Here is a 24,397-nt window from a genome sequence, read left to right as displayed (position 1 = left end):
CCGGTGACGGCCTACTCCTCCAGTTCGCCGCTGCCGCTGGAGAACTGGGCCAGCCGGAAGATCACGAACTCGGCGGGCTTCACCGGGGCGATACCGATCTCGCAGATGACCCGGCCGAGGTCCACCGACTCCGGCGGGTTGGTCTCCTCGTCGCACTTGACGTAGTACGCGTCCTCGGGCCGCTGGCCGAACAGGGCGCCCTGGCGCCACTCGTTGACCAGGAACGCGGAGACGTTGCGCCGGATCCGGGCCCACAGCGCGTGGTCGTTCGGCTCGAACACCACCCACTGGGTGCCGATCAGGATCGACTCCTCCAGGTAGTTGAAGTACCGGCGGATGTTGAGGTAGCGCCAGGCCGGGTCGGAGGACATGGTGCGGGCGCCCCAGACGCGGATGCCGCGGCCCGGGAAGGCGCGGATGCAGTTGACGCCGATGGGGTTGAGCAGGTCCTGCTCGCCGCGGGTGATCTGGAGTTCGAGGTCCACCGCGCCGCGGACGACCTCGTTGGCGGGCGCCTTGTGCACACCGCGCTCGAAGTCGTTGCGGGCCCAGACACCGGCGACGTGGCCGCTCGGCGGGATGACGCGGGACTGGCCGCTGGCCGGGTCGAAGACCTTGATCCAGGGGTAGTAGAGGGCCGCGTACTTGGAGTCGTAGCCGGCGGTCTCCTGGCGCCAGACGCGGATCTGGCGGGCGTTGAGGCCGGGCGGCGGGTCGATGACGGCGACCCGGTCGCCCATCAGCTCGCAGTGCGCGATCAGACCGAGCTGGACCGCCTTGACGGCCTCCAGGTCGATCGCGCCGCGCTGGTAGGCGGCCATCAGGTCGGGCACCGCGACCATGGAGATCTCGTCCACGGCCTCCAGACCGCCGAAGCCGGTGCGGTCGGCGGAGTCACCGAGGTACTCGGCCGGGCCGGGGTGGGCGTCGTCGGCGCCGGCGGGCGCGACGGCGGCCGGGGCGGCGGGGGCCGCCAGCGCGACGGTCTGGTTGTCGGGGCGCACGAGCTGCGCGGCCGGCACGGTCTCCTGGACCGTGATCAGCTTGGAGCGCTCCTTGACCTGGGTCACGACGTAGTTGCGGCCGCCCTTCTTGGCGGTCACGTCGAAGGTCTCGACCGGCTTGTCGCCGTCCTTGACGATCAGCCTGAAGCGCTCGGCGGGACCCTCGCCCTCGGGGTCGGCGACCTCGACGCTCAGCGAACCGCCCGCGATGGCGGTCACACTGAAGGTGCCCAGCTGCTTCGGCTCGCCCGACGGGAGCGCGGCCGGCGCGGCGGACCCCGTCACGGCGGCCGGGGAGCCGGCGGACGCGCCGTCCTGGGCCGTGCCGCCCACGCGGACGACGTACGCGGCGCTGCCGCCGTTGTTGAAGAACCCGTACACCGAGTGCGCGAGGTAGTAGCCGTCGGTGAACTCGCCGAACGCCGCGACGAACTGGGACCAGTTGGTCACCAGGGTCGGCTCGTTCAGCGGACCGGTCGGGGCCAGGCCGACGAAGGCGGCCACCGAGGTGCCCACACCCTCGATGGGACGCGAGCCGCTGGCCACCTCCTCGACGTAGACGCCCGGCGACAGGTAGGACGGCATGCTCTGCTCTCCTTGGGGTACGAGACAGGTCGCCTCTCACCCTCACGCGCGAAGCGCGTCCCCCGAAACGTCCTTGCGGGCCTGGACGGGGGCAGCTCTGTTGCCCCCAGGGGCAGTCCGCCGGGCCACGATGCCCCCTCGCCCGCAGGGTCTGCCCCCGGCGCTGCCCCTCCGGCTCTCCCGGCGGCCGGCGCGGCCCGGTACCTCTGGGGTGCCAACCGTGGAGGAGCATCGTGCGCGCACAGGAACGGCGGGACGAACAGGCCGCCGCCCATCGGCAGAACACCCGCCGCGGGCCGGCGATGACGCCCCAGGCGCAGCGGGTGCTCGCGCTCCAGCGTCTGGCGGGCAACGCGGCCGTGGCCCGAGCGGTCGAGGAGGAGCGGCACGAGCACAGTGCGAACTGCGGCCACGGTGCGGAGGCACAGCGCTCGGCTGCGGTGCAGCGCTCGGCCGTGCACCAGACGCTCCGCACCCCGGGCCGGCCACTCGACGAGCCGCTGCGCGCCGAGATGGAGACCCGGCTCGGCGCCGACTTCGGGGACGTACGCATCCACTCGGACGCCGCCGCCCAGCGTTCCGCGGCGGAGGTCGGGGCCAGGGCGTACACCTCCGGCAACCATGTGGTGGTGGGGCAGGGCGGTGCCGACAAGCACACCCTCGCGCACGAGCTGACCCATGTCATCCAGCAGCGGCAGGGGCCGGTCGCCGGTACCGACAACGGCGGCGGACTGCGCGTCAGCGATCCCGGCGACCGGTTCGAGCGGGAGGCCGAGGCGAACGCCCACCGGGTGATGGGCGCGGCGGTCCCCATGCGGCGGGCCGAGCAGTCCACGGGTGGTGCGACCGCGGCGCCGGGCACAGTCGACGTCCAGCGGGCCCCCACCGCTGCGGCCGCCAAGGGCACGTACAGGCAGACGAAGCCGACCGGCGACAACGACCGGGACGTCACCCTGCGCATGCTGGACCGGATGTCCCGTGTCGCCCTGGAGACCATCGAGGGGACCAACTCGATGTTCAAGGACAAGAAGAACAAGAACCCCCGTCGCGGCGCCAAGAAGATCACTCCTCACCTCGCTGTGTCGCTCCTCCCCGACGGCTCGCTCGCCATCGCGGGGAACACGGGCGACAAGCGGGTCACGGAAAACGACAAGGAGGTCGTCGAGACGGCGCTGAAGAAGGACGCGGTCGCCGCGTTCGGCCAGGAGTTCGGCACGCCGAAGGACCAGAACAAGCTCAAGGCCCAGGCGTCGGGCGACTACGCCGAGGTCCATGGCGACGCCCCCGGACTGCGCGCCATCGAGGCCGCGCTGGGCAAGGAGATCAAGTGGTACGCGGTCGACTCCGCCGAGACCGGAAAGGTCTCCCAGCACGGTGAGATGACCGTGCTGGGCGAGCACGTGGCACACTGGCTGGCCAACCCGAAGGACGCCACGAACCCGGAGAAGGTCATGATGGGCGGCGTCAAGAAGGCGTGCCGCAGTTGCCAGTGGGCCTTCGACGCGGTCAACGAGCACCTCGGCCGGCCCAACGGGTACGAGGTCGTGGCCTCCGGCACGCACGAGCAGTTCTTCCCCGGCTGGCTGATGCCGCAGTGGATGCGCGCACATCCCGCGGTGGTGGAGGCGGTCAGGCAAAAGGCCGCCGGGAGCGGTGTGACGCTGGAGGACTGGGTCCTGCAAGGGGCGATGACGGCAAGGACCCTGGACCACGCCCCGGACGGCTCGGAGTCCGAGTGGGAGAGCGAGCACGCGTAGGCGGGGAGGAACGATGGCCGCGAGGGCACCCGGTGGTGCCCCTGCGACTCCTGACTCCTGTCGGCCGCCCGCCTAGCGTGGCCGTGTGAGCCTGTGGACTTCCCTCGAACCCGCCTCCGCGACCGTGGACCCGGGGAGCAGTACGACCGTACGGCTGCGCCTGCGCAACACCGGTGACGTGGTCGACGAGTACCGCTTCGAGCCGGTCGGTGACATCGCGCCGTGGACGACCGTGGAGCCGCAGTCGCTCCGCTTGTACCCGGGGACGACGGGATCGGTGGAGCTGACGTTCGCGCCGCCCCGCACCCCGGATGCGACGGCCGGCCCGAACGCGTACGCGGTGCGCATCCTGCCGACCGAGCACCCGGAGGCGACGACCGTCCCCGAGGGGAACCTGACGATCACCCCGTTCACGGAGGTGCGGGCGGAGCTCGTCCCACCGACGGTCAAGGGCCGCTTCCGCGGGCGGCCGAAGCTCGCCGTGGACAACCTGGGCAACACCAAGGTCACCGCGTCGGTCAGCGGCAGCGACAACGGCGACCAGCTGTCGTACGACATCCATCCGAGCAATGTGCAGATCGAGCCCGGCCGTGCCGCGTTCGTGAAGGCCACGCTGAAGCCCCGCCAGATCATCTGGTTCGGGTCCAAGGAGGAGCGGCCCTACACCTTCGCGGTGAAGCGCTCGGGGGTGACACCGCTCGACGTCGAGGGCACCTATGTGCAGCGGAGCTTCCTGCCCGGCTGGCTCGCCACCTGCCTCGGCATCTTCCTGGCGCTCGCCATCACCTTCCTGACGCTGTGGCTCGCCTACCAGCCCAGGGTGGTCAGCGCCACCACGGAGCTGCGGGAGGCCGGCGTCAGCACGCTGCCGCCCTCGCCCTCGCCGAGCCTGTCCGCCCCCGCACCGCCCACGCCCTCGCCTCCGGCCGTCTCCTCGGCGCCCCCGCAGACGGAGGAGCCGAAGAGCGACGGCGGGAGCGGCGGCGGCGACGGGGGCGGCGGATCCGGCGGCGGGGGCGAGGAGAAGCCGAAGAAGGCGCCGACGGCCGCGACCGCCGTACGGCAGCTGGCAGCCTCGGACCCGGGCGGCCGGCACATCTGCTACCGCGCCTTCGTGAAGGGCAAGGGCTGGACGTCCCCGGAGTGCGACGGCGACACGGCCGGCACGGTCGGCCAGGCCACGCCGCTCACGGCCCTCAACATCGCGGTGGCCGGCGTGGGCGGCACCGCCAGCGCCGCCTTCGTCCACAACCCCGACTCGACGAACGGTCATGGGCATTACGTGGAACCCTGGTCGGGCGCGCCCGACGGCCTGGACAACTACATCGGTGACTCCAAGAAGGACGCCCCCGCCATGCTGGGCTTCACCATCAACGTCGACGAGGGCGCCCGCGGGGTCTGCCAGTCGGTCCACCAGAAGGACCGGGGCTGGCAGAACCTGGCCTGCGACAAACCCGGCGAGGGAGAGCACTACATCTTCGGCGGCACCCTCGACAACGGCATCTGGCTGGAAGCCGTCAAGTTCACGGTGTGACAAGGCCGTTGGGGAAGGGACCGGGTGGCCGTCGGGGCAGCCGGTCCTGCCCCGGCGACTCCTGACCGTACGCGGGGGGTCGCGTAGCGTCCCTCCGTGAGCCTTTGGACTTCGCTCGAACCCGCCTCCGCGACCGTGGACCCGGGGAGCAGTACGACCGTACGGCTGCGCCTGCGCAACACCGGTGACGTGGTCGATGAGTACCGGTTCGAGCCCGTCGGCGATGTCGCGCCGTGGACGACCGTGGAGCCACAGACCCTGCGGCTCTACCCGGGCACGACGGGCACGGTGGAGCTGACCTTCGCGCCGCCCCGCACCCCGGACGCGACGGCCGGGCCCCACCCGTACGCCGTGCGCATCACCCCGACGCAGCACCCGGAGGCGACGACCGTCCCCGAGGGGAACCTGACGATCACCCCGTTCACGGAGGTGCGGGCGGAACTCGTCCCGCCGACCGTGAAGGGCCGCCTGCGGGGCCGGCCGCAGCTCGCCATCGACAACCTCGGCAACACCAAGGTCACCGCCGCCGTCAGCGGCAACGACAACGGCGACCAGCTGTCGTACGACATCCGTCCGAGCAATGTGCAGATCGAACCCGGCCGTGCCGCGTTCGTGAAGGCCACGCTGAAGCCCCGGCAGATCATCTGGTTCGGGTCCAAGGAGGAGAGACCGTACGCGCTCGCCGTCCAACGGGCCGGCGTGGCACCGCAGTCCGTCGACGGCACCTATGTCCAGCGGGGATTCCTGCCGGGCTGGCTCGCCACCTGCCTCGGGGTGGCCGTGGCGCTGGCGATCACCTTCGTGACGCTGTGGTTCGCCTACCAGCCCAAGGTCGTCAGCGCCGCGAGCGACCTCCAGCAGGCCGGTACGACGGCACTGCCGAGCGCCAGCCCGTCCGCGATGGCCCCGGCACCCACGATCTCCGCGGCGCCGCTGCCCTCCGAGACGCCCGAGGCTCCCCCGCGGGAGGAGCAGCCCGAGGAGGACCCGGGCTCCGGCTCCGGTTCGGGCGGGGGTTCCGGCTCCGGTTCCGGCTCCGGCTCCGGCGGATCGGGCTCCGGGGCGGACCGGGAACCGGACACCAAGGAGACGCCGAAGAAGAAGCCGTCGGCCGTCAAGGGGTTCGCGATCATCGGCCAGGGCTCGAACCGCTGCGTCGACGTCACGGACGCGCAGAACGGCAAGGGCAAGGACGGCACCCCGCTCCAGATCTGGGACTGCGCCGGCTCGGCCAACCAGAAGTGGGACTTCCGGGGCGACGGCACCGTGCGCTCCCTCGGGCTGTGCATGGACGTGGCCTGGGGCTCCCGGGACGACGGCGCGGTCATCCAGCTCGCCCGGTGCAGCGGCAACCCCGCCCAGCAGTTCGTGCTCAGCACCGAGGGCGACCTGGTCAACCCGCAGGCCGACAAGTGCGTCGACGTGAAGGACAACGCCACTCGCAACGGCGCCGACCTCCAGCTGTGGACCTGCGCGGGCACCCCGAACCAGAAGTGGCGCGTGAAGTAGCCGCCTACCAGTTGCCCTCGCCCGGCACCAGCCGTCCGGCCTTGCGGTACTCGCGCTCCGCGCCCTCCCGCAGGTCGGCGGTGGTGACGGGCCCGCCGCGTCCGGCGGCCGCGTAGGCGGCGGTGACGACCGCGCTGCGGATGGAACCGCCGGCCAGCTCGAAGTCATGGGCGACCGCCGTCGGATCCGTGTCGTCGGCGCGGGGCACGGCCCCCAGGCTGTGCCGCCACAGGGCCAGCCGCTGCGCGGTGTCCGGGAACGGGAAGTCGACCACGAGATCCAGCCGCCGGGTGAACGCCTCGTCGATGTTGGCCCGCAGATTCGTGGTCAGCAGGGCGATCCCGTCGAAGGACTCCAGCCGCTGGAGCAGATAGGCGCTCTCCATGTTGGCGTACTTGTCGTGCGCGTCCTTGACCTCCGAGCGCTTGCCGAACACCGCGTCCGCCTCGTCGAAGAGCAGCACGGCGTCGGTGCGGTCGGCCTCGGTGAAGATCCGCTCCAGGTTCTTCTCGGTCTCGCCCACGTACTTGTCCACCACCGAGGAGAGCTGCACGACATAGAGGTCCAGGCCGAGTTCGGCCGCCACGACCTCCGCCGACAGCGTCTTGCCGGTGCCCGACTCGCCCGCGAAGAGCCCGAGCACCCCCCGGCCCCGGCCGCCCCCGGCGCTCAGCCGCCAGTCACCGAGCACCCGGTCGCGGTGCCGGGCGCGCAGGGCGAGTTCGCGCAGCTGGGCGAGGGGCTTGTCGGGCAGCACGAGGTCGTCCCAGCCGACGTCGGGGCGGATCCGGCGGGCGTGCCGCTCCAGCCCGGAGGCGGACTGCAGACGCGCCGCGAGCCGCAGATGGGCCGCGGTCACCTCGGTGCCGTCGAACGCCGCGAGGTCCACGGCCGCCCGGGCCGCCCGCTCGATCCGGTCACCGCCGAGCCGGTACGGGGCGACCGTGGCCGCCAGGTCGAACCCGGGCCCGTCGGTCCCGGCGCCGAGCGCCGCCGCCCAGGCGTCCACCGCGCCCGCGGGCGGCCGGGGCACGTCGAGGACCAGCGGATCACGGTCGCACCACTGCGGGTCGTACGGCTGTGGCCCCGCGAACAGCACGGTGACGTCGGCCGCCGTCAACGCCCGGAACAACGGCCCCGGTTTCTCCGGCAACGGCGTCACCACGACCGCGCACCCGCGCAGCCGGGCCTCACGCAGCAGCCGGGGCAGCAGCGCGGACAGCTCGTCCTCGGCCGCCGGGGGCGTGAAGAGCAGCGCGTCCATCCCGGCCGTGCGCAGGGCGGCTCCGGCGCGCAGCAGGCCGTCGCCCTCGCGGTGCTCCCGCAGATGCACGGTGACCGGAGCGGCGGCGAGCCGGGCGGCCAGCCGGGCCGTGAACCCGCCGTCCTCCCCGGACGAGGGCGCGCCAGTAGCCACCGCCGTCGCCGACGCGGACGGCGAAGGCGACGGCGACCCGAGGGGACGGGCGTGGCCGACGAGCGCCGGGTCCAGCGTGTCGTCGCCGAGGAGATGCGCGACCAGCCGGTCCGGCACCCGCAACCCGCGTCCGAGGAAGGGGCGTTCGGGGTCCTCGACGGTCAGCAGTCCGAGCGCGCTCAGCGGTGCCGAGGGACGGAACCGGGCCCGCGCCCGCGCCAGATGCACGGGCAGCCCGCACAGATCGAGAGCGAGTCCGACCGTGGCCCGACGCCTGCTCACGTCGTCGTTGAGATACCCGTACAACTGCTCGTAGGAGCGGTCCAGATCGGGTGCCAGGGCGATGAGCAGGATCCGTGTGTCCAGCTCGGTCAGCCCCAGCCGCCCCGCGAGCGCCTCCAACGGATCGTCCGCGGCGGCCCCCAGGTCGGATTCCAGGTCGGATTCCGGGTCGGCGAAGACGGACGGGTGCGGCCGGGCCGACGGCTCCAGCAGATGCCGTACGCCCTCCTCGGACAGGTACAGACCCCGCAGCGGATCGCCCGCCGTCGGATCACCGGCACCACGCCCGGCCACCAACTCGGCCACACGTTCCCGCAGTCGGGCGAGCCGGATCAGGAGCCCGTCGGTGTCCGCGCCGACGTGCACGGTCACCGTCGCCGCTCCTCGGCGACCGGTGCCGACGCCAACTGCCCTGGCCGGTGGGCGCGTTCCTCCGAGCCCTCCGGCGAGCCGTCGATGCCGCGCACCCGGATCGCCGCACCCTCGGTGACCGGGGGACCGGCGTCGTACTCGGGGAAGGCCGGGAACGGCGCGGTGACCACGAGGTCGAGGGACGGCTTCAGCTCGCCGCCCAGCGCGGACCAGATCTCGGCGAGGGACCGCGACTCGGTGTGCAGCCCCGCCACCGAGAGCGGCACGGACAACCCCAGCGCGCCGAGCGCGGCCGGGAGTTCGCTCGGGGGCAGCAGCTCGCGCGTCAGCAGGTTGGCGAGCACCGCGGAGAGCAGCCGGTGTTCGTCCTGGGGCTGCTTGGTCCAGGCCGTCACCAGGTACGACAGCCGGAACCAGCGGGGCGGCTGCCGACGGCGTACGACGATGTCACGCTCGTCGCGGACCGGCATGTGGCCGCGCTGGCGGCGCGAGACGTCCTCACGGATGTCGTACAGGTAGGTGTTGACGGCGGGCGCGTTGCGCCGGGCCGCCCAGTCGCGGGTCGGGGCCTCGAAGGAGACGTCGATGCCGGAGCCGGCCAGGGCACCACCGCCGATCAGTCCCTTGAGGACCTCGTCCACCTCGTGGATCACGGTCGTGCTCCTGCTGGTGTCGGATGTCTGTCCGCCGCCGCGCCGGACGTCTGCCCGCCGTCGTCCCGGACGTCTCTGAGCCGATCCTGCCCCGCGCGGGCGCCGCGCCCGTAGACGCGCCGGGGACGACCTCCGGGCACAGTGCGCTGCCCAAGTGGGCGGATTCGGCTGCCCGTTCGATCAGATGTAGCCTTCACGGAGGGCATAGGCCACCGCGTGCGCCCGGTTGCGGAGATGCAGCCGGGTGGTGAGCCCGTGCATCACGTTCTTGACGGTGCGTTCGGAGTAGGAGAGCTTGCTCGCGATCTCACCGGTGTCCATCCCCTCGGCCACCAGCCGCAGGACATCGATCTCCCTCGGCACCAGGCCGGACAGCGGCGCCCCGGTGCGCCCGGCGACCGAACGCTGCAACGTCCCCACCTGGTTGATCAGCCGGCCGAGCAGGTCCGCGGGCAGGTCGCCGTCCCCGCGCGAGGCCGCGAGCACCGCCTGCGCCAGCCGGTGCGCGGTCGCCTCGTGGCGCCACACGATGGCCCCGACCCCGCACTCGATGACGTCGAGCAGCTCCGTCTCGCGGATCATGCTCACCACCAGCACGGCCCGCGCCCCCTCGCTGCGCACCAGCCGGCGCAGCACGGAGAGCAGCGACTCGTCCGGGGTGTCACCGACGAGCACCGCCACGGTGCCCGGGCGTACCTCGGCGTCGTCCACGAGGTCGATCACCGGGTGCCCCCGCAGCTGGCTGAGCACGCCGGCGCGGGAGAGCGGGTCGGGGGTGTGGACCACGACCGGGATGCGGCGCCGGGTCTCCTGGGGCTCCGACGTGGCGGTCGCCGCGGCCATGGCCGTCGCCGTGTCCGTGGTCCGGAATGTGCTGCGCAACCGTTTCTCCCGTATGCACGAAAACGCCGCTCCTGTGAGCGGAGTGGCCGATGGGCTCGATTCACACTTCTGTGTGACGCGTGTGCTGCGCAATCGTGGAGGACCACGAGACACACCACGAGATCACCGGGGGCCCGACCACGGGACCACCACGGGACGACCGTGCCCCTCCCCACGGGATCGGCCACGGCGTTTTCACGCCGACCGGCCGCGAACGGTGCACCCCGACGGGCCCTGCCCCGTCTACGGAAGCGGAAAACGACCTTCCACGAAGGAGACAGCGATGTGCCCGCCGGAACCGCTTCTCGAACGCCGTGAGGCCATGGAGCTGCTGACCGCGGAGGCAGCCCGTGCCCGCACCGGCTCGGGCCGCCTGGTGCTGCTCCGGGGTGCCACCGGCACCGGCCGCACCGCGCTCCTGGAGTGGGCGGCCGACCACGCGGCGGCGAACGGCATGCGGGTCCTGCGGGCCCGCTGCTCGCCCGAGCACACCTCCGTACCGTTCGACACGGTCTGCCAACTCCTTTCCCACGGACCGGAGTTCGACCAGGCCGCAGGGGAGGCGCCGGACCCGCCGGGCACCCCGCCGCACCGGGGCAGGCCCGCCCGGCTGTGGCACCTGCTGCGTTCCTACGCGGCCGAGTCCCCCCTCCTCGTCGCCGTGGACGACGCGCACGTCGCCGACCCCGCCTCCCGTCGCTGGCTCGTCGAGGCCGTCCGTCGCATCGACCGTCTGCCGGTCCTCCTGGTGGTCACCGAGCGCGGCCAGTACGACATCGACCCCCCGGCGGACGGTCTCGCGCACGCCCTCTCGCCTGCCCTCGTGCACACCCGCACCCTTGCCCCGCTGAGCGCGGACGCGGCCGCGCGCCTGGTCCGTACCGTCCACGCCGGTGCCCCGCCGGAAGGGGTCGACGCCTGCTTACGCGCGGGCGCGGGCAACCCGCTGTTGCTGCGCGCCCTGCTGTCCGACCTCCGCACCACGCACCCCACGGCCCTCCCGGCTGCCCTTCCGGACACCTGCGCGGCGCTCTACCCGGGCACCTACGCCGCCGCGGTGTCCTGGTGGCTGGACAGCGCCGGCCCCGCGACCGTCGAGGTCGCCCGCGCCCTCGCCGCCCTGGACGACGCGAACTCTCCCGCGCGGGGTGACGCGCCCACCTCCGTGCCGGCCGACGCGCACGCCCCCGTACGGGGTGACGGGCAGGCCTCCGTACGGGGTGACGCGCACGCCTCCGTACCGATCGACGCCGACCTGCTCGCCCGCACGGCCGGTGTCGACCCCGCCCGCGTCCCCGGCTGGCTCACCGCGATGACCGGCCTCGGTCTGCTGCGCCCCGACGCCGAGGGCCGGCCGCGCTACGCCCACCCGTTGCTGCGGGACGCCGTGCTCGGCGGCTGGGCCGGCGCCGACCGGCAGACCGCCCACCGCAGGGCCGCCGAGGCGATGCTGCACCGCGGCGACAGCGCCACCGCCGTCGCCGGCCAACTGCTGCGCTGCGGCCCCGTGGGCGAGCCCTGGGCGACCGGCGCCCTGCTCGACGCCGCCGAGCTCGCCGTCCGCGACGACCGCGACGACGACGCCCTCGCCCTGCTGCGCCGCGCCCTCGACGAACCGATGCCGGCCGCCCGCCGCACCGCGGTCCTCACCGAACTGGGCTCCCTGGAGTACGCCACCGTACGGTCCGGCGCGGGCATCCCCCGACTCGTCGAGGCGATGCGCCGGCCGGGCCCGCCCCGCGAGCGCGTCCAGGCGGCGGTCGCCCTCGGCACGGCCCTGGCGCGGCGCGGCGAGGCCCGCGCCGCCGTCGACGTGCTGCGCGGGCTGCACGACGAGCACCTGACGGACCATCCGGACCTGATCCGCACGGTCCGCACCGCCTCGGCGCTGCTCTCCGACCACGACCAGGGTGTACGGCAGGAGGTCTACCGCCGGCTGCGCGAGGCCGCCGAGGAGACCCCCCACCTGGTCGGCACCGCCGGGCAGGCCCTCCTGGTGCGCTACGAGGCCACCGCCGGTCTGACCTCGGCGGCCACCGCGATGGACCGCGTCCGGGCCCTGCTCGCCCAGCCCGTCGACCCGACGGACGAGGTGTTCCTGCTGGGCACGGCCGCCGCGGTCGCCCAGTGGGCCGACCAGCTCGACGAGGCCGAACGGCTGGTCCACCGCGGGCTCGGCGGCCGGCGGATCTCCCTGCTGCACCCGATGCACCTCGCCCTGCGCAACGTCCGCGTCGACATCATCGCGGCGCGCGGCGCCCACGAGGACGTCCTCGCCGACCCCGAGGTCGCGCGCGCGGTCGCCGGCCGCCCCGAGTCCGCCAACGCGCTGGCCCACGCGGTCATCGCCCTGGTGGAGACCGACCGCACCGAAGAGGCCGCGCGTCTCGCCGCCGCGTTCGACCTCCAGAACGCCCACGACTCCTGGGAGTTGAACCGCTTCCTCTACGCGCGCGGCGTCCTGCGCGCCGCCACCGGCGACCCGGCGGCGGCCCTCGACGACTTCCTGGAGTGCGGCCGGCGTCAGTCGGCGCGGGACGTGGCGAGCCCGGTCGTCACTCCGTGGCGCACCGCCGCCGCCGAGTGTCACCTCGCCCTCGGCCGCCCGCACGAGGCCCTCGCCCTGGCCGAACAGGAACTCTCCCTGGCCACCGTCTGGAACACCCCCCGGGTCGTCGGCCGTGCCCTCACCACGCTGGCCACGGCCACCCGAGGCCGCCGAGGCCTCCACCTGGCCGACCGCGCGGTCCACCTCCTGTGCCACGGTGTCGACGCCGACCCCCGCGATGTGTCCGGGGCCCTCGGGGAGGCCGGGCCCGCGGCAGCGGCGGCGATACGAGCCACCTCGACCACGGCGCCGACGGCGGCGGGCGCGGCAGCAACGAACGGAGCACTCTCCCTCTGGAGCGCCGCGGCGTCGGCCGGCGCGCCCGCGAGGGTGACGGCGATGCGGGGCTGGGCCCTGGGCGGGGGCCCGGCGCGAGCGGTGGGCACCTGGCCGGCGGGCGGAGCGCCCACGCTCCGGTCGATCGACGGCGGGGCGGCAGCGGGCACGCGTCGGGGGACGACGGGGGCGGGCGGTGGTGTGCCGGTCGAGGTCGAGCTGATACCGGCGCTCCTGGCACAGGGGCGGGGGCTCGCGGCCGCCGGGGAACGGGCGCGGGCCCGGGACGCCTTCCGGGAGGCGGCCGAACGCGCCGAACGCCTGGGCGCGCACCGCCTGCGCGCGGTCGCGGAGTCGGCGCTGCGCGAGGGCGGTGCCCGCCGCACGGCGACCGCACTCACCGGCCCGGCCGCGCTGACCGCCGGCGAGCGCCGTATCGCCGAACTCGCCGCCCAGAACCGCACGAACACGGAGATAGGACAGCTCCTCCACCTGGCCCGCCGCACCGTCGAGACCCATCTGACCAGCACCTACCGCAAGCTCGGCATCCGCCGCAGATCCGAACTCGGCGCGGCGCTGGCGAACTCCGGGGAGACCCCCTGACCCGCCCCGAGACGGTTCGTCCGCCCTCCGTGCCGAAGTCCGCAGCGAGTTACGTGAACCGGAGGCACGGCGGGTGCGTAGGAGAACCGGGAGCATCCACGCGGACAGCCTTGCCGACGCGCTCGACGAGTCGGTCTCCCTCGCGGTGGCGGACGGGGACGGCATTCGCTTCATCCACCAGGCGATCCGGCGCCGCACCTTGTCGCTGAGCTTCCGCATCGGCGACCTGTTGTCGGCCGAACGCACGGCACCAGGACCGCTGTTGGCAACCGAATGGGACACGCAAGGCTGGGCGCTCTGGGAGCAGCGACAGATCGACGATCCCGAGAACCGCGGCTTCCCGACCGTTCCCCCTCGGCCGCAAGGCGCGGCCACGGACTTCAGACAGCGGGTGGAACAGGCGCGTGCGCGCGGTTGGGCGCTGGACGACCAACTGAGCGAGCCGGGCCTTGTCGCGGTATCCGTCCCGGTTCGCGCCCCGGACGGTCGGATGGTGTGTGTGGCGAGCCTCGTGAGCCACACCAGCCGGCACAGCGCGGCATCACTGAGTGAATCTCTGTTGCCCAGCCTTCGCAGCACAGTGACGGCCATGGAACAGGAGTTGGCGGACTCCCCGCCCTGCGAACCTCTCAGCGCGCCCTCCGACCTCGCCGTATGGGCGAGCACCGCGAAACAGGAACTGGGCGGGGAGTTCATCACCTCCCTGGCCCGGGGTCTGACTGTTGTCACCGCGTTCGGTGAGGGACGTGCCGAGCTGACGCTCTCCGAAGTCGCCGGAACGACCGGCCTGCCCCGTGCCACGGCGCGACGCGCCCTGATCACTCTGGAGCACCTCGGCTATGTCACACGGCACCAACGGGGGTTCCGACTCGCTCCACGGGTGCTCTCCCTCGGTTTCCCTCCGTTGTCCAGGACGTCACTCGCCCGCATCGCACACTCGCACCTCGTCGCTCTCACCGGGAGGGTTCAGGACTCGACATCTCTGGCGGTGCTCACCGGCCACGACGTCCAGTGCGCGGCCTCGGTGGCAGCGGGACGCATCATGGACGCCGACATCGCCGTGGGCGCACGCCTGCCCGCCCACGCGACCTCCACGGGCCGCGTCCTGCTCGCGAACCTGCCGGACGAGGAACTTTCGGCCCTGCTGGCACATACGCGGATGAGGGCGCTCACCCCGTTCACCATCACCACTGCCCACGACCTCACAGCCGTCCTCGACCTTGTGCGTGAGGAGGGGCACGCCCTGGTCGACGGGGAACTGGAAGAAGGTCTTCGCTCCGTCGCCGTACCGGTACGCGACCGCGACGGCAGCTGTCTCGCGGCGATCAACGTCATCACGCACAGCAGCCGGGGCTCGGCTGACGAGTGCGTCACGACCACTCTTCCGGAACTGCGTGCCACAGCTGCGCTCATCGAAGCCGACTTGCACACGGCCCGACGATTCGTTCGGGTTCCGATCGTCTGAACGAGCACGGGCGTCACCACGGCGGCCGCCACCGACCACGTGATCGGTGGCGGCCGTCGGCCGTCTAGCGTGCGCTGGGGCGCAGTTGGGCCTCAAGGAAGGTGATGATGGTCTGCCAGGACGGGGTCACCGGACGAGGCGGTGTGGTGTGACCGTCCCATGTGGTCTCCTCGTAGGCGTCCTTGCGGGTGTCGGGGTCGCTCAACATGTCGAGGAGCGGGCCGTGGCCGGCGTGCGGGAAGGAAACGAAACGCACCTCGTCGCCCGCGGAGGCCAGTGCGTCGCGGAGCAGCCGGCCCTGGTGATAGGGCACCAAAGGATCCTGCTCGCCGTGGAAGATCAGGAACGGCGGTGTGCGCCGACCGCCGACGTACGTCAGCGGGTTCGCGGCCGCGACCTTGTCCGGGCAGTCATTGATGGGGCAGCCGAGCAACAGTGACTCGGGCGAACGCGCGTCTTCATGGCAACCGGTGATTCCCAAGACGGTGTTGAAGAACGTGCAGTTGTCCAGCATGTGCGCGTCCATCTGCGAGAAGTCGGTCGGCGGATAGAACGGCAGGGCCGCCTGAACCGCACTCGAGGGACCGCGTACACCGACATCACCCTCAAGCGCCGGGATGTCCCCGGTGACCCCGGCCATCGCCGTGGCCCAGCCGCCAGAGGAGTCACCCATGATCGCGAAGCGCTGGGGGTCGAGGTTGTAGGTCTTCGCGTGCGCGCGCAGCCAGCGGATGGCGCCCTTGATGTCGTAGAGCTGGGCCGGGAACTTGGCCTGCGAGCTGGAACGGATCGACACACCCGCGACCGCGAACCCGTACGGGTTGAGCTCGGCAGCGACCTTGTCGGCCCCTTGGCGACCGTTGTCGGCCATCCACGCCGAGCCGGCAGAGAAGATCACCAGCGGTACCGGCCGCGATGACCGCGGGACATAGAGGTCCAACAGGTGACCCTGGCTGTCGGCCGGCTGGGCAGGCGCGTAGGCGACGTCCTTGGTGACATTCACCTCCCCGGTTTGCGTGGACGGGGTCGCGAATCCGGACGCGGCGGTCATCGCCACCGTCATGACCCCCCCTGCAAGTGCCAGCAGAAGGCGGCTCCTCGGCACGGCTGGTAGTAGACGCCGGAACATCATGTTCACTCCTCTTCGAGTGGGGCGCAGTCGGCAGATGCCGTCGTCGGAGCCTGCGGAGCGGCCGGGTTGACGGCGGGCGTGACGTACGGATGTTTCGCCTGGCGAGCGGTACGCATACGAAATGCGGGCTGAAGGGGCCGACCGCGTGGACCCTCCTACCTCTTCACGTGTTCGCCTGGCGAAATTGATTTCGCTGTGCGGTGTCGGCATGAGTGTGGGACCGACGCGCGTCGGTGTCAATGGGGGTGAAGAAGGGAGCCTCGTGACCCCACGGGTCCACGCTGGCTCTTCTCAGAGCCAGGACCTCGCAGACCGAAAAAAAGCCGAACGGCAAGGCGATGAGACCGCAGCACGCACGCCGGAGTGCAGCGGGGCGCACCGCGGCGCCAGGGGGTGTTTCGAAAGTCCCGCACAGCACCCACGGCGCCCGGCACGCTCCCCCACTCTCGGCTTCGCTCGAGCGGGAGGCGCCCCCACCGCCGCACCGGCCAAAAGCCCAAGTAAGTCCAGTACGAGGGCTTTCGTCCGGCACGCCGAGAGCACGCACCGGACACCGCGGGCACCGCGGGCACCGCACAGGACTTTCGAAACACCCGCTAGGGCCGAGGACACAGCCTGGAGGCGGTGGTCCGTCAGGTCAGCTGGAGCCGGCCGGAGTGGGGGACGGCGGAGAGATCACCCTCGACCGCTTCGGCCGTTGCAAGGAGCGCGGGCAGGACCTGCTCGAAGCACTCGGCGATGGTGCGCCGACTGGGGTGCATGGCCACGTTGATCGCGGCCAGCACCTCGCCGTCCTTGCCGCGCACGGGTACGGCCATCGAGCGCAGGCCGACTTCGAGTTCCTCGTCGACCAGGGCGTAGCCGCAGTCGGCCGTCCTCTCAAGAAGCCTGAGAAGTTCGTCGGCTTCCGTCACCGTGTTCGGGGTGAGCCGTGCGAGGGGCGAGGCGGCGAGCAGTGCGGCACATTCGTCTCTGGGAACGTCGGCGAGCAGGACCCGGCCCATGGAGGTGGCGTAAGCGGGGAGGCGGGTGCCCACGGAGGCGTCGACCGTCACCAGGCGGATGCTGGCGGCGCGGGCGACGTAGACGATCTCCGAGCCGGAAAGCACTGACATCGACACAGAGTCCGAGAGCCGACGGGACAGTTCCGTCAGATGGGGCTGGGCCAGCTGCGGCAATGTCAGACGCGACAGCGGGGCGTAGCCGAGGGAGAGGATCGCGGCGCCCGGACGGTACAGCCCTCCCCGGTTCGTGATGTAGCCGAGGTGGTCCAGGGTGATGAGAGCACGCCGCGCGGTGGCACGCGGCAGACCGGTGATACGAGCGACGTCGGAGCTCTTGAGGGCGTGGCGGCCCTCGCCGAAGGCTGTCAGCACGCTCAGGCCGCGGGCGAGGGATTCGACGAAATCGCGGCCGGTCGTGAGAGTCCTGGTGTCCTCCACCCGCCTGCCCATGGGGCCGGACCGTGACACCGGTTGCTGTGAGCCCAGTTCGCGCTCCATGTCCGCTGCGGCACGGCGGACGGCCGGCAGTGCGGCCCGCGCCAGGGCTTCGGCGCTCGGATAGCGCCCGATGAGGCTGACGACGTTCACCACGCAGAGGAGGTCTCCGTCGGGACCATGGACGGGGACGCCCAAGGCGATCAGGCCCGGTTCCAACCACTGGTCGTCGAGGGACCAGCCATCGGATCTGGCGGCGGCGGCACGTTCGCGAAGGTCATTCGTACAGGCCTGAGCGTGCCCCGGCCCTCGCACGCAGTGGTGCTCTGCCTGATGCCGTTCCCACTCGTCAGAGCTCCAGGTAGCGGCCAGCAGAGCGCCGGGCGCCGAGGCGTCGAGCGGCAGCCGGTCGCCGATGCTGCAGACGATGCTCATCCGGCGGTCCCGCTTGGACGAGTGGACGAAGTGGGCGCCGTGCTGGTCCGGGACGGTCAACGTGACGCCTTCGTCCAGTTCCTCGGCCAGAGCGTCGGCGTGGGGCCCAAGGAGCTCGGGAATTCTCACGGCGGACAGGTAGGCATTGCCCACTTCCATCAACGGGGGTGCCAGCATTACCTCGCGTCCCTCGATGCGGAGGTAGCCCAGACAGTCCAAGGTGCTCGCGATGCGGTCGAGAGTGGCCCGGGGCAGGCTCGTGCGATGGGCGAGTTGCTGCAAGTCCTCTCGCCCGCCGGCTTCTGTCAGCTCCCTGAGGACGGCGATCCCACGCATCAGCGGGCCGACCACCTCGGCAGGCGCATGCTCCGTTACGAGCTCGTCCACCCCGCGGGCCACGCCCTCGGCCGCCATGCTCTCTCCTTGCTTCCGTGCAGGCCACGGTACACCGGCGTTGACGCGGCCACCCTCAAGGACCAGGTCAGCAGTCGGAGGGCTGACATCCCCTAGGCCGGGAGCGCGCCCATGACGGGCAGCTCGATCAGCGTGGTCTGCAACAGGTACGGGACGAGGGCGCGTACCTGCGAGATGTGGAGTTCTTCTTCACCGCCTCCTGGGCCAGCTCGGTCCAGGCCTCGCCGGTGTCCGGCAGGTTGTTCACCGTCGTGGTGGGCTCGAAGAGGTCGGCGTACTTCTCGTACATGGCCCCCAGCTCGGGCACGTTCGCGGGGATGTCCTCCTCGGCCGCCCCGACGAGCCTCGGGTACTCCCCGGTCTCGGCGACGAACTGGTCGCGCTGCTCGGGGGAGAGGCGGTGCGGGAACCTTCCGTCGCGGAAGGCGAACGCCTCGTACACACGCAGCATGGGGTGCATCTCCGTCAGCGCCGCCCACATGGCGTCCCGTGGCTCGCTCGCGGCGTAGCCGCCGAGCTCGGGCCGGGCGGTGTCGATGACGTCGCCGGCCACCCTCTTGTGAAGCACGCGGAAACGGCGAATCTGACGATCATGGAAGGGGTGGCGCAACCGTTGACGTCGGCTGCGCCACCCCTCTCAGCTGTACGGTGCGAACGTCGCGTCCTTGCGTCCGGGGCTCGGACACAGCCGGTTGCGCAGCCAGGCTTCCAGTCGTTTCTCGCCGGTGTGGGCGCGGTAGTTCAGGGCCGACGGCCAGGACCGGGCACGGGCGCGGTGCCGGGGCTCCGTCACCGGGAAGGCATCCGCTCCTGCCGGGGCCGTCCAGCAGCGTCAGGAGGCCCGGCGCCGGAGTTCGGCAGCCGAGCCTGCGGCGATCACGCCGCCGCGCGGGCCACGATCCGGCCGGGCGGAGGACCAGAGCGCCCGACTCGAGGCCGAGGGCGTTGCGGGCCGCGATCCGTCCGAGGATTTCGCGTTCCAGATCGCCTTCGAGGGCCGCCTGACCCCGAGCAACAACTGACCAGTCAACGACCAAGATCAGCCGTTGACTTGGCACACCCCCCGGGCGCCCGTTCCCTGTCAGAGGGTCGCGCGCAGGTGGCCGACCGTGACGAAGTGGTAGCCCTGGGCGGTGAGGGTGCGCAGGATCTCGGGGACGGCAGCGACCGAGGTGGGGTGGATGTCGTGGATCAGGACGACGCCATCGGCCTTGGCCTGGGAGATGACGCTCTGGGCGACCTTCGCGGCGTTCGAGTCCTTCCAGTCCTCGGTGTCCACGGTCCACAGCACGGGGGAGAGGCTGGTGACCGCCCGCACCTTGCCGTCGATCGCGCCGTACGGCGGGCGGAACAGCGTCGGCTCCTGGCCCGTGGCGGCCTTGATGGCCGCTGTGGTGCGCTCCAGCTGGGAACGGATCTGGGCGGAGGACAGGTTGGTGAGAACCGGGTGGTTCCAGGAATGGTTGCCGACCTCGTGGCCGGACTTCATCTCGGCGCGGACGACCTCCGGGTGCGCGGCGACGTTCTGGCCGACGACGAAGAAGGTGGCGCGAGCCTTGTACTGGGCGAGGTGTTTCAGCAGCGTTCCCGTGTAGGGGACGGCAGGACCGTCGTCGAAGGTCAGGGCGATGCACTTGACCTTGGAGCAGTTCGTGGTGTCCTTGCCCGGGTCCGGCTGTGCGGTGACGGTCTCGGCGGGCGTCTCGGTGGCGCCGAGGTCCAGCTTGCCGCCCGGGTGGGTGGTCTGGTGCTGGGCGCGGCTGCCGAAGTCGGACAGGAACGGGGTGACGGTCGCCTTGGGGAGCGTGACGGAGACGCGGCCGGCCGGGGGAACGGCCACGGTTCCCCGGTCGAAGCTCACCTTCAGGCCTCCGTCGGAGGTGAAGCTCATGTCGTCCAGGTAGGTGTCGCGGTACTCCCGGTCGCCGAGCGACGAGGCGAGGGTGTCGGGGGTGACTCCCTCCCGCTTCTTCAGGACGTTCTCCAGGGCCGTGATGAACGCGGCCCGGGAGCCGTCCGCGATGAGCCCGGGAGAAGTCCGGTACTGCTTGGCGGCGCCGTCGTACCAGTACGCCTTGGTGGCAAGGCCGTCCGCGATCGATGTGCGGTCGACCGTCACCAGCCGGACACCCAGCACATCGCCAGAGGCCACGAGGAACGAGAAGCTGACGTTCAGCTCGGTCCCTTCGCCGTGGTCCTGGCCCTCCTGGCACGACCCCGTGCGGAAGGTCTCCAGGCGTCCGTCCACGTCCTTCTTCATCGCGGCCGCCATCGCGTCGGCGCCGGGCACGGCCGGGTAGGCGGTGGCCCAGGGGCAGGACCGGTCGGTGCTGCTGGCACTGACGATGTTGACGCCCTTGAGTCCGGACAGACCGGCCTGGGTGGTGGTCTCGGTCCCTCCGGACCCCGACGGGCTGTTGGACGAGCTGTCGTGCGAGGGCGCGGGGTCGGCCGGAGACGAGCCGCCGGCGCAGGCGGTCGTCAGCGTGAGGCAGCCGAGCAGGAGGAGCGCAGGGGGGAGGATGCGTCGGGGCATGCGGGAACCTTGGGCGTGAGGTGCCGGGGGTGCGGTATGCGGCGTGCCGGCTGCCGCTGCGCTATGGCGTCCCGCTGGGGTATCGCCAGTGGGGAAAGCGCTTCAGCGGCCGAAACTATGTCCTGACCACTGGCCTCACAATCCCCGCAGGCCACATGTGACCACTCTCTCTTCGACGGGCCGCGCCGGCTCCCCGGACCCGTCCTGGGCGGGGTCGACGAACCCCGTCAGCGGATGGTGCCCGAAGGTCTTCTTCCAGGTCGCGACCGCATCCTGCTTCTCCGAGTGCGCGATCACCAGCACCCCGCCCAGGTCCACGGACCCGCCCGCCCGCGTCCGGAGCCGCCCGCCGGCCAACTCCCAGACATGTTCACTCACGTGAGCACAGGCCTTGCGTTGCGCAGTACGGTCAGCGCCCGATTCCCGTCCGATGCCGGCATGTCGATCAGCCGGGACACCGTCGGATCGAAGGCCACCGGGCCGAACAGCCTGGCTCGGCCCGCAGCATGCCGACGTCGGCCGGACAGTCGCCGCCGAGCGCGACGGCCAGGGCCACATTCAGCAGGGTCTTGCCCGGATCGAGTGGGGTTTGCGCCACGGTGCCGGCGACGCTGATACCGCGGTGTCCAAGTCGGACTTGCGGACTGTCTCGATCAGCAGGACAGACCGGCCTGGTCGACCACTCGCGGCCTCTGCCCTCAACACGGACGCAGGACAGGACCTGCTGCTCCTGTCCGGTAGCCGGAGTCCATTGCTGGGCCCCGGCCCCCTCGGAACCGTACGTGCACGTCATCCGCGCTGCCCGAACCCACCAGAGAGGGCGCTTGTGGGGGTCACACAGTGATTTCCGCTCGGCCCTCCGACCGCTCGACAGCAGCGCTGATCGCCGGGCGGCAGTCTCACCGGCGGGCCGCGAGGACTCCACCGGTGGACGGCCGGTGGACAGACGCCTTTTGGACGGTGCATCACGGGGTGGCACGGGTCGACCTGTCACACATGCTCTGATCAGCAAAAACGTCACCGGACAGCACGACGAGGCACGAGGCAACACGATCACTCATGACCTCGTCATGCGTAGGTCTCGGGTTCGAACTCTGACGGCTACTCAGCGAGTCAGGAGTGGTTCATGACCATGTGAGGGTCGCTGCGCTCCATGTGCGGGTGGTGGCATCGTCGTTGAGGAGACTGTCTGCGAACTCGGTGACCTGCCGGACGACGTCAACGAAGCGTTCAGGGTAGCCGGTTGCAGCGGGGCCTTGCCGACGGCGCCAGGCAGTGTACGAGGTCTGGCGACGCTCGCCGAGGTCGGCGAGCACCGCTTCAACGGCAGTCGACGACGCGTCGGTAGACCCCACGGGACAGTTCGTCTATCTCTCCTTCCGCGATCAGGGTCGCCAGATCGCGGGGGGAGAGCTGGGCCTGACGTGCCTGCGCTGTCGTGAACGTGGGGGGGAGGCTGGCCAGCCGCTGCTCCAGGCGCAAGTTCTCCGCAGCACTCATGTATCGAATAGTGCCCCTCCAGCATGAACGAGGGATCGATTTGATACATGCTGCCGACGGTCGGCGGTCAGAGCGGATCGGAACAGTGATCGCGGATGGCACGACCCCCCAGGCCAGGCGCCCGTTCCGTAGGATTTCCTGGGGACTTTTCGGGGACTCTCACGCCCGTCCCAGGGACATTCCGGGGACTTTCCGCCGCGTAAGCAGGGAAGGCCCCGACAGCGCTGAAAGACAGGAACGCGCTGGTCAGGGCCTGTTACCTCAGCACTCGATGATGTTCACCGCGAGCCCGCCCCGCGCCGTCTCCTTGTACTTGACGGACATGTCGGCGCCGGTCTCCTTCATGGTCTTGATGACCTTGTCGAGGGACACCTTGTGGGTGCCGTCGCCGCGCATCGCCATCCTGGCCGCCGTGACGGCCTTCACCGCGGCCATGCCGTTGCGTTCGATGCAGGGGATCTGGACGAGGCCGCCGACCGGGTCACAGGTGAGGCCGAGGTTGTGCTCCATGCCGATCTCGGCGGCGTTCTCGACCTGTTCGGGGGAGCCGCCCAACACCTCCGCCAGCGCGCCCGCCGCCATGGAGCAGGCCGAGCCGACCTCGCCCTGACAGCCGACCTCGGCGCCGGAGATGGAGGCGTTCTCCTTGAAGAGCATGCCGATGGCGCCGGCCGCGAGCAGGAAGCGCACGACGCCGTCCTCGTCCGCGCCGGGCACGAAGTTGATGTAGTAGTGCAGGACGGCGGGGATGATGCCGGCCGCGCCGTTGGTCGGCGCGGTGACGACGCGGCCGCCGGCGGCGTTCTCCTCGTTCACGGCCATCGCGTAGAGCGTGATCCACTCCATGGCGCGGGCCGACGGGTCGCCCTCGGCGCGCAGTTGACGGGCGGAGACGGCAGCCCGGCGGCGGACCTTCAGACCGCCGGGGAGGATCCCCTCCCGGGTCATGCCCCGGGAGACGCAGGCCTGCATCACCCCCCAGATGTCCAGGAGCCCGGAGCGGATCTCCTCCTCCGTGCGCCAGGCCCGCTCGTTCTCCAGCATCAGCGCGGAGATGGACAGGCCGGTCTCCCGGGTGAGCCGCAGCAGCTCGTCCCCGGTGCGGAAGGGGTACTTCAGGACCGTGTCGTCGAGTTTGATGCGGTCCGCGCCGACCGCCTCCTCGTCGACGACGAAGCCGCCGCCCACCGAGTAGTAGGTCTTGGACAGGAGTTCGGTGCCGTCCGCGTCGTAGGCCCAGATCGTCATGCCGTTGGCGTGGTACGGCAGCGTCTTGCGCCGGTGCAGGACCAGGTCCTCGTCGAAGGCGAAGGGGATCTCGTGGTCGTCGAGGAGGCGGATGCGCCCCGATTCCCTGATCGCCGCCACCCGGTCGTCGGCCGACTCGACGTCCACCGTGCGCGGCGAGGCGCCCTCCAGACCCAGCAGCACGGCCTTGGGTGTGCCATGGCCGTGGCCGGTGGCGCCCAGCGAGCCGTACAGCTCGACGCGCACCGAGCCGACGCCCGCGAGCAGTTCCTCGTTGCGCAGCCGGCGGGCGAACAACCGGGCGGCCCGCATCGGGCCGACCGTGTGGGAGCTGGACGGGCCGATGCCGATCGAGAACAGGTCGAAGACCGAGATGGCCACGGTGACTCCTCAGAACGGGGGAGGGTTGTGCAGGGGGTGGGGCACCGCGCTCACTCCCCAGTGTGCGCGGTACCCCGGAAGAGCGGGACTACGGGCCGGTGAAGCCCGGGTTACTTCCCCAGCCCCGGGTAGAGCGGGTGCTTGTCGGCGAGGACCTTGACCCGGGCCTTGAGCGCCTCCGCGTCGTAGGACGGTTTGAGGGTCTCGGCGATGACGTCGGCGACCTCGGTGAAGTCCTCGGCGGTGAAGCCGCGGGTGGCCAGGGCGGGTGTGCCGATGCGCAGGCCGGAGGTGACCATCGGCGGGCGCGGGTCGTTGGGGACGGCGTTGCGGTTGACGGTGATGCCGACCTCGTGGAGGCGGTC

General features: G+C 71.6%; 16 protein-coding genes and 2 pseudogenes. 5 read left to right on the top strand and 13 right to left on the bottom strand.

Annotated elements, in window-relative coordinates; genetic code table 11:
- Positions 1 to 11: 11 nt before the first annotated feature.
- On the bottom strand, positions 12 to 1,589 hold the full coding sequence (locus ACZ52C_RS39865; protein ID WP_469079430.1) for a phage tail sheath family protein: 1,578 nt from the start codon (positions 1,587 to 1,589) through the stop codon (positions 12 to 14).
- A gap of 233 nt (positions 1,590 to 1,822) precedes the next feature.
- Here ACZ52C_RS39865 and ACZ52C_RS39860 point away from each other — a divergent pair, with 233 nt between their 5' ends.
- The 3 genes from ACZ52C_RS39860 to ACZ52C_RS39850 all read left to right on the top strand — a co-directional run bounded on the left by ACZ52C_RS39860 (position 1,823) and on the right by ACZ52C_RS39850 (position 6,389).
- The gene (locus ACZ52C_RS39860) at positions 1,823 to 3,346 is read left to right on the top strand and encodes an eCIS core domain-containing protein (RefSeq protein WP_469079429.1); all 1,524 of its coding nucleotides are present in this window, start codon (positions 1,823 to 1,825) and stop codon (positions 3,344 to 3,346) included.
- Positions 3,347 to 3,431: 85 nt separating this feature from the next.
- Positions 3,432 to 4,880 (top strand): hydrolase, encoded by a 1,449-nt coding sequence (locus tag ACZ52C_RS39855; RefSeq protein WP_469079428.1) that lies wholly within the window; start codon positions 3,432 to 3,434, stop codon positions 4,878 to 4,880.
- A 96-nt stretch (positions 4,881 to 4,976) separates the two neighbouring features.
- A complete protein-coding gene (locus ACZ52C_RS39850) occupies positions 4,977 to 6,389 on the top strand; it encodes a ricin-type beta-trefoil lectin domain protein (protein ID WP_469079427.1) in 1,413 nt (470 codons plus the stop codon).
- Positions 6,390 to 6,393: 4 nt separating this feature from the next.
- Here ACZ52C_RS39850 and ACZ52C_RS39845 read toward each other — a convergent pair whose 3' ends face one another.
- The 3 genes from ACZ52C_RS39845 to ACZ52C_RS39835 all read right to left on the bottom strand — a co-directional run bounded on the left by ACZ52C_RS39845 (position 6,394) and on the right by ACZ52C_RS39835 (position 9,956).
- On the bottom strand, positions 6,394 to 8,460 hold the full coding sequence (locus ACZ52C_RS39845; RefSeq protein ID WP_469079426.1) for an ATP-binding protein: 2,067 nt from the start codon (positions 8,458 to 8,460) through the stop codon (positions 6,394 to 6,396).
- On the bottom strand, positions 8,457 to 9,113 hold the full coding sequence (locus ACZ52C_RS39840) for a Pvc16 family protein (protein ID WP_469079425.1): 657 nt from the start codon (positions 9,111 to 9,113) through the stop codon (positions 8,457 to 8,459). The genes ACZ52C_RS39845 and ACZ52C_RS39840 overlap by 4 nt, the downstream gene beginning before the upstream one ends.
- 180 nt (positions 9,114 to 9,293) lie before the next feature.
- Complete coding sequence (locus ACZ52C_RS39835; RefSeq protein WP_469079469.1) at positions 9,294 to 9,956, bottom strand: helix-turn-helix transcriptional regulator; 663 nt, start codon at positions 9,954 to 9,956, stop codon at positions 9,294 to 9,296.
- 322 nt (positions 9,957 to 10,278) lie between these two features.
- Here ACZ52C_RS39835 and ACZ52C_RS39830 point away from each other — a divergent pair, with 322 nt between their 5' ends.
- Positions 10,279 to 13,482: a helix-turn-helix transcriptional regulator gene (locus ACZ52C_RS39830; protein ID WP_469079424.1), complete on the top strand. Its 3,204-nt coding sequence runs from the start codon at positions 10,279 to 10,281 to the stop codon at positions 13,480 to 13,482.
- 73 nt (positions 13,483 to 13,555) lie between these two features.
- Positions 13,556 to 14,947 carry an IclR family transcriptional regulator domain-containing protein gene (locus ACZ52C_RS39825; protein WP_469079423.1) on the top strand — a complete coding sequence of 464 codons (1,392 nt, stop codon included), beginning with the start codon at positions 13,556 to 13,558 and terminating at the stop codon, positions 14,945 to 14,947.
- A 64-nt stretch (positions 14,948 to 15,011) separates the two neighbouring features.
- On the opposite strand, the gene ACZ52C_RS39820 is transcribed toward ACZ52C_RS39825, so the two are convergent.
- The 9 genes and pseudogenes from ACZ52C_RS39820 to ACZ52C_RS39780 all read right to left on the bottom strand — a co-directional run.
- Positions 15,012 to 16,010 (bottom strand): alpha/beta hydrolase fold domain-containing protein, encoded by a 999-nt coding sequence (locus ACZ52C_RS39820; RefSeq protein WP_469079422.1) that lies wholly within the window; start codon positions 16,008 to 16,010, stop codon positions 15,012 to 15,014.
- 701 nt (positions 16,011 to 16,711) lie between these two features.
- Complete coding sequence (locus ACZ52C_RS39815; RefSeq protein ID WP_469079421.1) at positions 16,712 to 18,367, bottom strand: IclR family transcriptional regulator domain-containing protein; 1,656 nt, start codon at positions 18,365 to 18,367, stop codon at positions 16,712 to 16,714.
- A gap of 127 nt (positions 18,368 to 18,494) precedes the next feature.
- On the bottom strand, positions 18,495 to 18,977 hold the full coding sequence (locus ACZ52C_RS39810) for an oxygenase MpaB family protein (RefSeq protein WP_469079420.1): 483 nt from the start codon (positions 18,975 to 18,977) through the stop codon (positions 18,495 to 18,497).
- Between the two features lie 27 nt (positions 18,978 to 19,004).
- Positions 19,005 to 19,160 (bottom strand): hypothetical protein, encoded by a 156-nt coding sequence (locus tag ACZ52C_RS39805; RefSeq protein WP_469079419.1) that lies wholly within the window; start codon positions 19,158 to 19,160, stop codon positions 19,005 to 19,007.
- 288 nt (positions 19,161 to 19,448) lie between these two features.
- Positions 19,449 to 20,903 (bottom strand): polysaccharide deacetylase family protein, encoded by a 1,455-nt coding sequence (locus ACZ52C_RS39800; RefSeq protein WP_469079418.1) that lies wholly within the window; start codon positions 20,901 to 20,903, stop codon positions 19,449 to 19,451.
- Positions 20,904 to 21,089: 186 nt separating this feature from the next.
- Positions 21,090 to 21,569, bottom strand: a pseudogene (locus ACZ52C_RS39795) (transposase); the annotation flags it as partial.
- Between the two features lie 654 nt (positions 21,570 to 22,223).
- Positions 22,224 to 22,403, bottom strand: coding sequence for a type IV toxin-antitoxin system AbiEi family antitoxin domain-containing protein (locus ACZ52C_RS39790; protein WP_469079417.1), 180 nt, complete (start codon positions 22,401 to 22,403; stop codon positions 22,224 to 22,226).
- A gap of 261 nt (positions 22,404 to 22,664) precedes the next feature.
- Positions 22,665 to 24,032: an L-serine ammonia-lyase gene (locus ACZ52C_RS39785; protein WP_469079416.1), complete on the bottom strand. Its 1,368-nt coding sequence runs from the start codon at positions 24,030 to 24,032 to the stop codon at positions 22,665 to 22,667.
- A gap of 110 nt (positions 24,033 to 24,142) precedes the next feature.
- Positions 24,143 to 24,397: pseudogene (locus ACZ52C_RS39780) on the bottom strand (serine hydroxymethyltransferase); the annotation flags it as partial.

This window comes from Streptomyces sp. NPDC034049, from assembly GCF_055575575.1.
This window is presented reverse-complemented; position numbering and strand designations above follow the sequence as displayed.

Excerpts from the sequence above, each read along its gene's own strand:
- ACZ52C_RS39865 (WP_469079430.1), bottom strand. The coding sequence starts at position 1,589 with ATGCCGTCCTACCTGTCGCCGGGCGTCTACGTCGAGGAGGTGGCCAGC.
- ACZ52C_RS39835 (WP_469079469.1), bottom strand. The coding sequence starts at position 9,956 with ATGGCCGCGGCGACCGCCACGTCGGAGCCCCAGGAGACCCGGCGCCGC.
- ACZ52C_RS39830 (WP_469079424.1), top strand. The coding sequence starts at position 10,279 with ATGTGCCCGCCGGAACCGCTTCTCGAACGCCGTGAGGCCATGGAGCTG.
- ACZ52C_RS39820 (WP_469079422.1), bottom strand. The coding sequence starts at position 16,010 with ATGACGGTGGCGATGACCGCCGCGTCCGGATTCGCGACCCCGTCCACG.
- ACZ52C_RS39815 (WP_469079421.1), bottom strand. The coding sequence starts at position 18,367 with ATGGCGGCCGAGGGCGTGGCCCGCGGGGTGGACGAGCTCGTAACGGAG.
- ACZ52C_RS39800 (WP_469079418.1), bottom strand. The coding sequence starts at position 20,903 with ATGCCCCGACGCATCCTCCCCCCTGCGCTCCTCCTGCTCGGCTGCCTC.
- ACZ52C_RS39790 (WP_469079417.1), bottom strand. The coding sequence starts at position 22,403 with ATGAGTGCTGCGGAGAACTTGCGCCTGGAGCAGCGGCTGGCCAGCCTC.